This is a genomic window from Leyella stercorea (genome assembly GCF_021531655.1).
On record NZ_JADYUF010000023.1, the window covers coordinates 43,543 to 54,877 of the forward strand.

The 11,335-nt window shown below is 45.1% G+C and carries 22 protein-coding genes; all 22 read left to right on the plus strand.

Features of this window, described 5'->3' with window-relative positions; translation table 11 throughout:
• Nucleotides 1-2 precede the first annotated feature (2 nt).
• The 22 genes from rpmC to I6E49_RS08230 all read left to right on the plus strand — a co-directional run bounded on the left by rpmC (nucleotide 3) and on the right by I6E49_RS08230 (nucleotide 11,010).
• Nucleotides 3-197: a 50S ribosomal protein L29 gene (rpmC, locus tag I6E49_RS08125; RefSeq protein WP_235401710.1), complete on the plus strand. Its 195-nt coding sequence runs from the start codon at nucleotides 3-5 to the stop codon at nucleotides 195-197.
• A 2-nt stretch (nucleotides 198-199) separates the two neighbouring features.
• Nucleotides 200-466, plus strand: a complete 267-nt coding sequence (gene rpsQ, locus I6E49_RS08130; protein ID WP_094879342.1) for a 30S ribosomal protein S17 — start codon at nucleotides 200-202, stop codon at nucleotides 464-466.
• Between the two features lie 3 nt (nucleotides 467-469).
• Nucleotides 470-835 carry a 50S ribosomal protein L14 gene (gene rplN, locus I6E49_RS08135; protein WP_235392422.1) on the plus strand — a complete coding sequence of 122 codons (366 nt, stop codon included), beginning with the start codon at nucleotides 470-472 and terminating at the stop codon, nucleotides 833-835.
• A 21-nt stretch (nucleotides 836-856) separates the two neighbouring features.
• Nucleotides 857-1,177 carry a 50S ribosomal protein L24 gene (gene rplX / locus I6E49_RS08140; RefSeq protein ID WP_235392423.1) on the plus strand — a complete coding sequence of 107 codons (321 nt, stop codon included), beginning with the start codon at nucleotides 857-859 and terminating at the stop codon, nucleotides 1,175-1,177.
• Nucleotides 1,177-1,731, plus strand: coding sequence for a 50S ribosomal protein L5 (gene rplE, locus I6E49_RS08145; protein WP_007899758.1), 555 nt, complete (start codon nucleotides 1,177-1,179; stop codon nucleotides 1,729-1,731). The genes rplX and rplE overlap by 1 nt, the downstream gene beginning before the upstream one ends.
• A 5-nt stretch (nucleotides 1,732-1,736) precedes the next feature.
• Nucleotides 1,737-2,039, plus strand: a complete 303-nt coding sequence (rpsN, locus tag I6E49_RS08150; protein ID WP_235392424.1) for a 30S ribosomal protein S14 — start codon at nucleotides 1,737-1,739, stop codon at nucleotides 2,037-2,039.
• An 87-nt stretch (nucleotides 2,040-2,126) separates the two neighbouring features.
• Nucleotides 2,127-2,522, plus strand: a complete 396-nt coding sequence (gene rpsH, locus I6E49_RS08155; RefSeq protein WP_235401712.1) for a 30S ribosomal protein S8 — start codon at nucleotides 2,127-2,129, stop codon at nucleotides 2,520-2,522.
• A 16-nt stretch (nucleotides 2,523-2,538) separates the two neighbouring features.
• On the plus strand, nucleotides 2,539-3,105 hold the full coding sequence (gene rplF, locus I6E49_RS08160; RefSeq protein WP_235401714.1) for a 50S ribosomal protein L6: 567 nt from the start codon (nucleotides 2,539-2,541) through the stop codon (nucleotides 3,103-3,105).
• A gap of 19 nt (nucleotides 3,106-3,124) precedes the next feature.
• Complete coding sequence (rplR, locus tag I6E49_RS08165; protein ID WP_235392427.1) at nucleotides 3,125-3,469, plus strand: 50S ribosomal protein L18; 345 nt, start codon at nucleotides 3,125-3,127, stop codon at nucleotides 3,467-3,469.
• Between the two features lie 6 nt (nucleotides 3,470-3,475).
• On the plus strand, nucleotides 3,476-3,988 hold the full coding sequence (gene rpsE / locus I6E49_RS08170) for a 30S ribosomal protein S5 (protein WP_235392428.1): 513 nt from the start codon (nucleotides 3,476-3,478) through the stop codon (nucleotides 3,986-3,988).
• A gap of 15 nt (nucleotides 3,989-4,003) precedes the next feature.
• Complete coding sequence (gene rpmD, locus I6E49_RS08175; RefSeq protein WP_235392429.1) at nucleotides 4,004-4,180, plus strand: 50S ribosomal protein L30; 177 nt, start codon at nucleotides 4,004-4,006, stop codon at nucleotides 4,178-4,180.
• A 23-nt stretch (nucleotides 4,181-4,203) separates the two neighbouring features.
• Nucleotides 4,204-4,650: a 50S ribosomal protein L15 gene (rplO, locus tag I6E49_RS08180; protein ID WP_235401715.1), complete on the plus strand. Its 447-nt coding sequence runs from the start codon at nucleotides 4,204-4,206 to the stop codon at nucleotides 4,648-4,650.
• Nucleotides 4,651-4,654: 4 nt separating this feature from the next.
• Nucleotides 4,655-5,992 (plus strand): preprotein translocase subunit SecY, encoded by a 1,338-nt coding sequence (gene secY / locus I6E49_RS08185; protein WP_235401716.1) that lies wholly within the window; start codon nucleotides 4,655-4,657, stop codon nucleotides 5,990-5,992.
• Between the two features lie 13 nt (nucleotides 5,993-6,005).
• On the plus strand, nucleotides 6,006-6,791 hold the full coding sequence (gene map / locus I6E49_RS08190) for a type I methionyl aminopeptidase (RefSeq protein ID WP_235401717.1): 786 nt from the start codon (nucleotides 6,006-6,008) through the stop codon (nucleotides 6,789-6,791).
• Nucleotides 6,792-6,811: 20 nt separating this feature from the next.
• Nucleotides 6,812-7,030 carry a translation initiation factor IF-1 gene (gene infA, locus I6E49_RS08195; protein ID WP_004341775.1) on the plus strand — a complete coding sequence of 73 codons (219 nt, stop codon included), beginning with the start codon at nucleotides 6,812-6,814 and terminating at the stop codon, nucleotides 7,028-7,030.
• Nucleotides 7,031-7,042: 12 nt separating this feature from the next.
• The gene (gene ykgO, locus I6E49_RS08200; RefSeq protein ID WP_007899708.1) at nucleotides 7,043-7,159 is read left to right on the plus strand and encodes a type B 50S ribosomal protein L36; all 117 of its coding nucleotides are present in this window, start codon (nucleotides 7,043-7,045) and stop codon (nucleotides 7,157-7,159) included.
• 96 nt (nucleotides 7,160-7,255) lie between these two features.
• Nucleotides 7,256-7,636 carry a 30S ribosomal protein S13 gene (rpsM, locus tag I6E49_RS08205; protein WP_154535289.1) on the plus strand — a complete coding sequence of 127 codons (381 nt, stop codon included), beginning with the start codon at nucleotides 7,256-7,258 and terminating at the stop codon, nucleotides 7,634-7,636.
• A gap of 81 nt (nucleotides 7,637-7,717) precedes the next feature.
• The gene (gene rpsK, locus I6E49_RS08210; protein WP_235392433.1) at nucleotides 7,718-8,107 is read left to right on the plus strand and encodes a 30S ribosomal protein S11; all 390 of its coding nucleotides are present in this window, start codon (nucleotides 7,718-7,720) and stop codon (nucleotides 8,105-8,107) included.
• Nucleotides 8,108-8,186: 79 nt separating this feature from the next.
• Nucleotides 8,187-8,792 (plus strand): 30S ribosomal protein S4, encoded by a 606-nt coding sequence (gene rpsD, locus I6E49_RS08215; protein WP_235401718.1) that lies wholly within the window; start codon nucleotides 8,187-8,189, stop codon nucleotides 8,790-8,792.
• 11 nt (nucleotides 8,793-8,803) lie between these two features.
• Nucleotides 8,804-9,796, plus strand: coding sequence for a DNA-directed RNA polymerase subunit alpha (locus I6E49_RS08220; RefSeq protein WP_235401719.1), 993 nt, complete (start codon nucleotides 8,804-8,806; stop codon nucleotides 9,794-9,796).
• Nucleotides 9,797-9,802: 6 nt separating this feature from the next.
• On the plus strand, nucleotides 9,803-10,288 hold the full coding sequence (gene rplQ / locus I6E49_RS08225; protein ID WP_235401720.1) for a 50S ribosomal protein L17: 486 nt from the start codon (nucleotides 9,803-9,805) through the stop codon (nucleotides 10,286-10,288).
• Nucleotides 10,289-10,377: 89 nt separating this feature from the next.
• On the plus strand, nucleotides 10,378-11,010 hold the full coding sequence (locus I6E49_RS08230; protein ID WP_235401722.1) for a ribonuclease HII: 633 nt from the start codon (nucleotides 10,378-10,380) through the stop codon (nucleotides 11,008-11,010).
• The last annotated feature ends 325 nt before the right edge of the window (nucleotides 11,011-11,335 follow it).

Here is an 11,335-nt window from a genome sequence, read left to right on the forward strand (position 1 = left end):
TTATGAAGATCAAAGAAGTAAGAGAAATGGATGCCAAGACATTGGCAGAAACTAAGGAGAACCTCCAGGAGAAGCTCTCTCAGATGAAGCTCAACCACACAGTTACTCCGCTTGAGAATCCATCACAGATTAAAGCTGTTCGTCGTGATATAGCACGTCTGAATACAGAGATCCGCCAGAGAGAACTTAACAAATAACAATGGTCCAGATGGAAACAAGAAATTTAAGAAAAACAAGACAGGGTGTCGTTATCAGCAACAAGATGGATAAAACCATTGTTATTGCAGCTAAGTTCAAGGAGAAGCACCCTATTTATGGTAAGTTCGTCCAGAAGACAAAGAAATACCATGCTCATGACGAGAAGAACGAGGCTAACATTGGCGATACAGTTCTCATCATGGAGACCCGTCCCTTGAGCAAGACCAAGAGATGGAGATTAGTACAAATCGTAGAAAAAGCTAAGTAAAATATGATACAGTCAGAATCAAGACTTACAGTATGTGATAACAGCGGCGCTCGTGAGGCTCTCTGTATCCGTGTCCTCGGTGGCACACGCCGTCGTTACGCAAGCGTAGGAGACGTTATTGTCGTTGCTGTCAAGAACGTTATCCCATCAAGTGATTTGAAGAAGGGTGCGGTATCTAAGGCTTTGATAGTTCGCACAAAGAAGGAAATCCGTCGTGCTGACGGCTCATACATCCGCTTTGACGACAACGCATGCGTACTGCTCAACAACGCAGGTGAGCTCCGTGGTAGCCGTATCTTCGGCCCCGTTGCTCGTGAGTTGCGTGCAGTGAATATGAAGGTCGTTTCTTTGGCACCTGAGGTTCTTTAATGATTAAAACGCAAACAAGTAATGAGTAAGTTACATATTAAGAAAAATGATACAGTCGTTGTTCTTGCCGGTGAGGATAAGGGCAAGACTGGTAAGGTGCTCAAAGTGCTGGTTGAGAAGAACCGCGCACTCGTTGAAGGTGTGAACATGGTTTCCAAGAGCACCAAGCCTTCTGCTAAGAACCCTCAGGGTGGTATCGTTAAGCAGGAAGCTCCGATTCACATCTCTAACCTCAGCCTCGTTGACCCGAAGAGTGGCAAGGCTACTCGCGTCGGCATCAAGGTTACAGAGGATGGCAAGAAAGTACGCATCGCTAAAAAGTCTGGGGAGGAAATCAAATAATGGATACAGCACAGTTAAAGAAGTTCTATGCTGAGAGCATCGCTCCAGCACTGAAGGAGCAGTTCAACTACTCTTCATCAATGCAGATTCCAGTTCTGAAGAAGATCGTCATCAACCAGGGTCTTGGCGATGCTACTCAGGACAAGAAAATCATCGACGTAGCCATCAACGAGATTTCAACTATCGCTGGCCAGAAGGCAGTTGCTACATATTCTAAGAAGGATATCGCTAACTTCAAGCTTCGTAAGAAGATGCCTATCGGCGTTATGGTAACTCTCCGTCGTGAGCGAATGTACGAGTTCCTCGAGAAGCTCGTTCGCATCGCACTTCCCCGTATCCGCGACTTCAAGGGTATTGAGAGCAAGTTCGACGGACGTGGTAACTATACACTGGGTATTCAGGAGCAGATTATCTTCCCTGAAATCAATATCGACCAGATCGACCGCATCCAGGGTATGAACATCACATTCGTGACCTCTGCCAACACAGACGAAGAGGGTTATGCTCTCCTCAAGGCATTCGGTCTTCCATTTAAAAACGCTAAAAACGATTAAGCAATATGGCAAAAGAATCAATGAAGGCTCGTGAGGTAAAGCGTGCCAAGCTCGTTGCTCGCTATGCTGAGAAGCGTGCCGCTCTGAAGAAGGTCATCGCTACATCTGAGGATCCTGCAGAGGCTTATGAGGCTGCTCGTAAGCTCCAGGCTATTCCTAAGAATGCTAACCCTATCCGTCTGCACAACCGTTGCAAGATCACCGGTCGTCCTAAGGGTTACATCCGCCAGTTCGGCATTTCTCGTATTCAGTTCCGTGAGATGGCTTCACAGGGCCTCATCCCGGGCGTAAAGAAGGCAAGCTGGTAAACCACGCGCCACACATAAAGCTGGTAATTTAATTTTTTCACTTTAATATTGTCGGGGTAGTCCCGATTAATTAAACATTTTTATAAAATGACAGATCCAATAGCAGATTTTCTGACAAGACTCAGAAACGCAATCATGGCTCATCACCGTGTTGTAGAGGTGCCTGCATCTAACTTGAAGAAAGAGATCACTAAGATCCTCTTCGAGAAGGGTTACATCCTCAACTACAAATTCGTTGAGGACGGTCCTCAGGGTACAATCAAGGTAGCTCTCAAGTACAACGCAACCACAAAGACCAACGCTATCACTTCGCTGAAGCGTGTGTCTACTCCTGGTCTCCGCAAGTATGTCGGATACAAGGACATGCCGAGAGTAATTAACGGATTGGGTATCGCAATCCTCTCAACTTCTAAGGGCGTTATGACCGATAAGGAAGCTTCTGCCCAGAAGATTGGTGGTGAGGTTCTTTGCTATGTTTATTAATTGGAGGATTTAGAATATGTCAAGAATAGGAAAATTACCAATTAGTATCCCTGCTAACGTTACCGTCACTTTCGCTAATGACGTTGTAAGCGTAAAAGGTCCTAAGGGCGAGATGTCACAGAAGATAGACCCGTCTATCATCACTAAGATTGAGGATGGCCACATCGCTTTCGAGGTAGATGAGAACAGCCCTGTAAACTATAAGCAGAAGTCAGCCTTCCATGGTCTCTATCGTTCACTCGTTAACAATATGGTTATCGGTGTAAGCGAGGGCTATACTAAGGTTCTCGAGCTTGTCGGAGTCGGTTATCGTGTTTCTAACCAGGGCAACCTCATCGAGTTCTCCCTCGGTTATACTCACCCTATCTTCCTCGAACTTCCTTCTGAGGTTAAGGTAGAGGCTAAGAGCGAGCGCAACCAGAACCCGGTTCTTACTCTGGAGTCTTGCGACAAGCAGTTGCTCGGTCTTATTTGTGCTAAAATTCGTTCTTTCCGCAAGCCTGAACCTTACAAGGGCAAGGGTATCTTGTTCAAGGGAGAAGTCATCCGCAGAAAGTCTGGTAAGTCAGCTTCAGCTAAGTAACATTTTAAATTTTACGATCATGACAACAAAGAAAGTAGAAAGACGAATCAAAATCAAATATAGAGTTCGTAAGCGCATCAGCGGTACTGCTGAGCGTCCCCGTCTGAGCGTATTCCGCAGCAACAAGCAGATTTACGCACAGGTTATCAACGACTTGACTGGCACTACCATCGCTTCAGCTTCATCTCTCGGACTTGAGAAGATGCCTAAGAAGGAGCAGGCTGCTAAGGTTGGTGAGCTCGTAGCCGCTAACGCTATCGCAGCAGGTGTTTCCGCAGTGGTTTTCGACCGTAACGGTTATCTCTATCACGGACGTGTTAAGGAGCTTGCTGACGCAGCTCGTAATGGCGGTCTCAAATTCTAAACGATTATGGCAATGAATAAAGTAAAAAATTATAATGACGTTGATCTGAAGGACCGTCTCGTGGCTATCAACCGTGTAACTAAGGTTACCAAGGGTGGTCGTACATTCACATTCGCTGCTATCGTCGTTGTTGGTGACGGCAAGGGCGTAATTGGCTACGGTCTGGGTAAGGCCGGCGAAGTTACCGCTGCTATCGCTAAGGGTGTTGAGGCAGCTAAGAAGAACCTCGTTAAGGTTCCGGTGCTCAAGGGCACTATCCCTCATGAGGTAGAGGCTCGCTTCGGCGGTGCTCAGGTGTTCATGCGTCCGGCTGCTGCAGGTACCGGTCTTGTAGCCGGTGGTGCTATGCGTGCCGTTCTCGACAGCGTAGGCGTTAAGGACATCCTCGCTAAGTCTAAGGGCTCTTCTAACCCCCACAACCTCGTGAAGGCTACTATCGCTGCTCTCTCTGAGCTCCGTGATGCCTACACAGTAGCAGGTCAGCGTGGCATTTCTATGGATAAGGTGTTTAACGGTTAATAGGAGATTCATACAATGGCGACAATAAAAGTACAGCAGATAAAGAGCAAAATCGGTTATCCGAAGGATCAGAAGGCTACTCTTCAGGCTCTTGGACTCCGCAAGATCTCTCAGATTGTTGAGGTTGAGGATACTCCGAGCACCCGTGGTATGCTTCGCAAGGTTCACCACTTGGTAACTGTAGTTGAATAATAAAATCATTAAAGGAACAAATTATGAAATTAAATAATTTAAAGCCTGCTGCAGGTTCCACACACTCACGTCGTCGTATCGGTCGCGGTCCTGGTTCAGGACTCGGTGGTACTTCTACTCGTGGACACAAGGGTGCCAAGGCACGTTCAGGTTATAAGAGAAAGATCGGTTTCGAAGGTGGTCAGATGCCTTTGCAGCGCCGTGTTCCGAAGGCTGGTTTCAAGAACATCAACCACAAGGATTACTTCGCAGTAAACCTTTCTACTCTCCAGAAGCTTGCTGAGGAGAAGAACCTCACTAAGATTGGACTCGAGGAGCTCCAGGCAGCTCGCCTCACTAACGGCAAGGAGCTCGTTAAGGTTCTCGGCAACGGCGAACTCAAGGCTAAGCTCGAGGTTGAGGCTCACGCTTTCTCTAAGTCAGCTGAGGAAGCTATCAAGGCAGTTGGAGGTAACACAACTATTATCTAAGTAGATGAAAAAGTTTATTGAGACACTAAAGAACTGTTGGAGAATTGAGGATCTGCGTCAGCGGCTCCTCATTACTCTCCTGTTTACGGCTATTTACCGTTTTGGCTCGTTCGTTGTGCTTCCTGGCATCAACCCGAGCAAGTTGGATCAACTTCAGTCGCAAACAGCGGGTGGTCTTATGTCACTGCTCGACATGTTCTCTGGTGGAGCATTTTCCAATGCGTCTATCTTTGCGCTTGGAATTATGCCATACATCTCAGCTTCTATCGTTATGCAGCTACTGGCAGTGGCAGTGCCTTACTTCCAGAAGATGCAGCGCGAAGGTGAGAGCGGCCGCAAGAAGATAAACTGGTACACACGTATACTTACTGTGGGTATCCTTCTTGTCCAGGCTCCCTCTTACCTTCTCAACCTTAAGGCCCAAGCCGCTTCGGCTCTCGCCTCAGGTATCTCATGGCCTATGTTCATGATTCCGGCTACGATCATTCTCGCTGCTGGTTCAATGTTCATCCTTTGGCTTGGAGAGCGCATCACTGACAAGGGAGTTGGTAATGGTATCTCAATGATCATCATGATTGGTATTATCGCGCGTCTGCCTCAGGCATTCGTGCAGGAACTGGGCTCACGGTTCACGGCCATTTCAAGCGGCGGACTTGTGATGTTCATCATCGAGATCTTGGTTCTGTATGCAGTAATATGTGCTTCAATCATGCTTGTTCAGGGTACCCGAAAAATACCTGTACAGTACGCCAAGCGTCTCGTAGGTAATAAACAGTATGGCGGCGCTCGCCAGTACATACCTCTGAAATTATTTGCAGCTAACGTAATGCCAATCATCTTCGCTCAGGCGCTGATGTTTATACCATTGGTATTCGTACGCTATCAGAGCGATGGTGGTTCATCATGGGCTCAAGCTCTTATGGACAACCGTAGTCTGCCTTACAACTGCATCTATGTGATTCTCATCATAGCGTTTACGTATTTCTATACAGCTATTACTTTGAATCCTACTCAGATGGCTGAGGACATGAAACGTAACAACGGCTTTATCCCTGGCATTAAGCCTGGTAAGGACACAGCAGAATATATTGATACAATCATGACCCGCATCACTTTCCCAGGTTCATTGTTCATAGCATTCATCGCTATTATGCCGGCTCTCGCTGGACTTTTGAATGTACAGCAGGCTTTCTCGCAGTTCTTCGGCGGTACTTCACTGCTCATTCTTGTTGGTGTTGTTTCTGACACCATACAGCAGATCAAGAGTCACTTGCTGATGCGTCATTATGACGGATTGCTCAACTCTGGTCGCACTCGCAACGGAGTAGTTTCTGCATATTGATTTTATCTTTGAAATGAAGATATTTCTAAAAACAGAAGATGAAATTGAGCTGATGCGCAAGGCTAACCGATTAGTCGGAGCAACCCTTGCGGAATTGGCCAAACATATCAAACCAGGCGTGACGACCCTTCAACTGGATAGGGTAGCGGAGGAATTTATCCGTGACAACGGTGCTGTTCCAACGTTCAAGAATTTCCCTAATCCATTTGGAGGGCCGTTTCCCGCAAGTATCTGTACCTCTGTCAACGATGTCGTTGTACATGGAATTCCCGATGAAAAGACATTCCTCAAGGATGGAGATATAATTTCTATTGATTGTGGCACACTTCTTGCTGGTTATAATGGAGACTCTGCTTACACGTTTTGTGTTGGTGAAGTCAGCCAAGATGTCAGAGATTTACTGACAGTGACACGACAGTCACTGACAAAAGGTATTGAAATGGCAGTGGCAGGAAATCATGTCGGAGATATCGGCGATGCAATCCAAACTTTTTGTGAAGCCCATGGATATGGAGTGGTGAGAGAACTCACTGGACATGGCATTGGCAAGCAAATGCACGAGGATCCGCAGATACCCAATTATGGAAGGCGTGGCAATGGCGTCATGCTTAAAGAAGACATGTGCATAGCTATAGAACCTATGATAACTATGGGCGATAGAAAAGTATGGTTTATGCCGGACCGTTGGGGTATCTGTACTCGCGACGGGAAACCAGCCGCTCACTTTGAACATACAATTGCTATAAGGAGAGGCAAGGCTGAGATACTGTCTACGTTTGAAGAAATAGAACATTCCTAATATAGATTTTTAAATTATTTATGGCAAAACAATCCGCTATTGAGCAAGACGGCACAATCGTTGAGTCGTTGTCCAATGCAATGTTCAGAGTCGAGTTGGAGAATGGTGTGCAGATTATCGCCCATATCTCAGGCAAGATGAGAATGCACTACATAAAAATCCTACCCGGTGACAAGGTGAAGGTCGAAATGAGTCCGTATGACTTGACTAAGGGTAGAATCGTTTTCAGATACAAGTAACATTTTAAATATATGAAAACAAGAGCATCATTAAAGAAACGTACACCCGACTGCAAGATCGTTCGTCGTAAGGGTCGTCTGTTCGTTATCAACAAGAAGAACCCTAAGTTCAAAATGCGTCAGGGTTAAAACTCATTCCGAGGACCGGACATTTGTTACTCGTGACGAGGACGGTCTGGAACTCAAAAATAAACAAATTAATTAATCAATCAATTTTATTAAACAATGGCAATAAGAATTGTTGGAGTAGATTTGCCCCAGAACAAGCGTGGCGAAATCGCATTGACCTATATCTATGGTATCGGTCGAAGTAGTTCAGCAAAGATATTGGACAAAGCCGGCGTTAGCCGCGACCTGAAGGTCAGCGAGTGGAACGACGATCAGGCTGCCAAGATCCGCGAAATTATCGGCGCTGAATTCAAAGTAGAAGGTGATCTCCGTTCTGAGATCCAGATGAATATCAAGCGACTGATGGATATTGGTTGCTATCGTGGAGTTCGTCATCGTAACGGTCTTCCTGTTCGCGGTCAGAGCACAAAGAACAATGCCCGTACTCGTAAGGGAAAGAAGAAGACTGTTGCTAACAAGAAGAAGGCTACTAAGTAAAATTTAGTTGAAAGCAAAGTCATGTACTGTCAGTGACTGACAGGTAGGCTTTTAACTTTTAACTTTTAACTAAACAAAATTATGGCAAAGAAAACAGCAACATCTAAGAAAAGAAATGTAAAGGTTGACGCTATCGGACAGCTCCATGTTCACAGCTCGTTCAACAACATTATTGTATCTTTAGCAAATAGCGAGGGACAGGTAATTTCATGGTCATCTGCAGGTAAGATGGGCTTCCGTGGTTCCAAGAAGAATACACCGTATGCAGCCCAGATGGCAGCAGAGGATTGCGGCAAGGTAGCATTCGACCTTGGTCTGCGCAAGGTAAAGGCTTACGTTAAGGGTCCGGGTAACGGTCGTGAGTCTGCTATCCGTGGCGTTCACAGCTGCGGTATCGAGGTGACAGAGATCGTTGACGTTACTCCGCTTCCACACAACGGATGCCGTCCTCCGAAGCGTCGTAAGGTCTAAATTTCCCTTTGCAGACTCTTATTATTCTGGGTCTGCAACTCTTTAAAGATACAAATAACAATAAAGCATATTATTTATTATGGCTAGATATATAGGTCCGAAATCTAAAATTGCACGCCGTTTTGGTGAATCCATCTTCGGCGCTGACAAAGTTTTGTCCAAGAGAAACTTCCCTCCTGGACAGCATGGCAACAACCGTCGCAGAAAGCAGTCTGAGTACGCTGTCATGTTGGCAGAGAAGCAGAAGGCAAAGTATACTTACGGTGTTCTCGAGCGTCAGTTCCGTAACATGTTCGAGAAGGCAGCTAAGGCTGACGGTATCACCGGTGAGGTTTTGCTTCAGAATCTTGAAAGCCGTTTGGATAACGTAGTGTTCCGTTTGGGTATTGCTCCTACTCGTGCAGCTGCTCGCCAGCTTGTTGGCCACAAGCACATTGTGGTTGACGGTCAGGTAGTGAATATTCCTTCATATGCAGTTAAGCCTGGTCAGGTTATCGGTGTTCGTGAGAAGTCTAAGTCTCTCGAAGTTATCGAGGCTGCTCTCGCTGGTTATAACCACAGCAAGTATCCTTGGATTGAATGGGACCAGAACACAAAGAGCGGTAAGTTCCTCCACAAGCCGGAGCGTGCCGATATCCCTGAGAACATTAAGGAACAGTTAATCGTTGAGTTGTACTCTAAATAATCATTAAATTAATGGCGATATTAGCATTTCAAAAACCTGACAAAGTTGTAATGTTGGATTCCAACGACAAGTTCGGCAAGTTCGAATTCCGTCCGTTGGAGCCAGGATTCGGTGTTACCATCGGTAACTCCCTGCGCCGCATTCTGCTTTCGTCGCTGGAGGGTTATGCTATCAATACCATCAAAATTGCTGGTGTTGAGCATGAGTTCTCTTCAGTTCCAGGCGTTAAGGAGGATGTAACTAACATTATCTTGAATTTGAAGCAAGTAAGATTCAAGCAAGTAGTAGAAGAATTCGAGAACGAAAAAGTTAGTATCACCGTTGAGAATTCAACTGAGTTCAAGGCTGGTGATATAGGCAAGTATCTGACTGGATTTGAAGTGTTAAACCCTGATTTGGTGATTTGTCATTTAGATGTCAAAGCCTCTATGCAGATTGATCTGACCATCAACAAAGGTCGTGGCTATGTTACGGCTGATGAGAACAGAGAATACTGCACTGATATCAACGTAATTCCAATCGATTCTATCTACACCCCAATCCGTAATGTGAAATACTCAGTTGAGCCTTATCGTGTTGAACAGAAAACCGACTATGATAAGCTTATACTCGAAATCACCACGGACGGTTCCATTCACCCGAAGGATGCGCTTAAGGAAGCTGCCAAGATTCTCATACAGCATTTCATGCTCTTCAGCGATGAGAAGATAACACTCGAAAGCCCAGAGCACGAAGGCAACCAAGAGTTTGACGAGGAAGTATTGCATATGCGCCAGCTTTTGAAGACAAAGTTGGTAGATATGAATCTATCGGTTCGTGCGCTTAACTGCCTAAAGGCTGCTGATGTTGAGACACTTGGCGACTTGGTTCAGTATAACAAGACTGACCTCTTGAAGTTCCGCAACTTCGGTAAGAAATCGCTTTCAGAGCTTGATGATTTGCTCGAGAGTCTGAATCTGTCGTTTGGAACTGACATTTCTCAATACAAATTAGATAAAGAATAAAACAAAATGAGACACAATAAGAAATTCAACCATTTGGGTCGTACTGCATCTCACCGTAACGCTATGCTCGCTAACATGGCTATCTCGCTGATTATGCACAAAAGAATCACTACGACTCTTGCCAAGGCCAAGGCCTTGAAGATGTATGTAGAACCGCTGATTACACGCTGTAAGGACGATAGCACTAACTCTCGACGTGTAGTATTCAGCTATCTTCAGAACAAGTATGCCATTAAGGAGCTTTTTGGTACAGTTGCTGAGAAGGTAGGTGATCGTCCTGGTGGTTACACACGCGTTATTAAGCTCGGTACTCGTAAGGGTGACGCTGCTTCTATCGCATTCATCGAGCTCGTTGACTTCAACGAGAACATGGCTAAGACTGCTAAGGCAGGTAAGAAGACTCGCCGTAGCCGCAAGTCAGCAGAAGCTGTAGAAGCTCCTGCAACTGAGGCTCCTGCAATAGAGGCTACAGAAGAGGCAAAGGCTGAATAATTCGAATTATCGACTTTATCTCAATAAAAGAAGGCTGGTAGGACTGAAGAGTTCTGCTAGCCTTTCTTTTTTGTTTTATATTTATTGATATGAAAAAGACAGAATGCAAACTTCGTTTACTCCCACATTTTTATACAGATCTTATTGAGGCCGGATGTGATGAAGCAGGTCGTGGTTGCTTGGCTGGTAGCGTGTATGCTGCTGCTGTAATTTTACCCAAGGATTATGATAATCCATTGCTTAACGATTCGAAGAAACTCTCCGAGAAGCGTCGCAGTGAGTTGCGTGATCAAATTGTTCGTGATGCAGTAGCGTGGGCTGTAGGCGTTGTAACTCCCGAGGAGATTGACAAGATTAACATTCTTAATGCGAGTTTTCTTGCAATGCATCGCGCACTTGACCAGCTCACGGTTCGTCCGGAGGCAATTATTGTGGATGGAAATAGATTTAATCCTTATGGCGATGTTCCTTACACTACGATAGTAAAGGGTGATGGCAAGTATCAGTCAATTGCCGCTGCGAGTATTCTTGCAAAGACGTTTCGTGATGAATATATGTGCCGATTGGCTGAGGAATATCCTTATTATGATTGGCAAAGCAATAAAGGTTATCCAACAAAGGCTCACCGTGAGGGAATACGATTGCATGGTCAGTCTCCTTATCATCGTATGAGTTACAACTTGACTGGTGCAACTCAGTTGTCGCTTGATTTCGTCGAATAAACGTTTTTTAGGTTTATATGCATAACTGTATTTTGTAATCTTAATATAAGAGTTTACTTTGAATTTATAATTTTAAGTGCATAAGTGATTTATTTACCTACTCATTTGTGGAGGAGGTTGCTTTTGTTCAGCCTCTTCCTGTTTTGTGCTAAAAGTCTCTGTTTTAACACTTTATATATACTTGCTCTATGTGCTAAAACTCGATATTTGTAGAATTTTAGTACCTTGTCTGTAGATTTGTTTCATATGCTTTAAGTAACTGTTCAAAATTAATTTTACAAATATGAATAATTCACGAATAAGTTCGTACCCACAGACGCCAAGG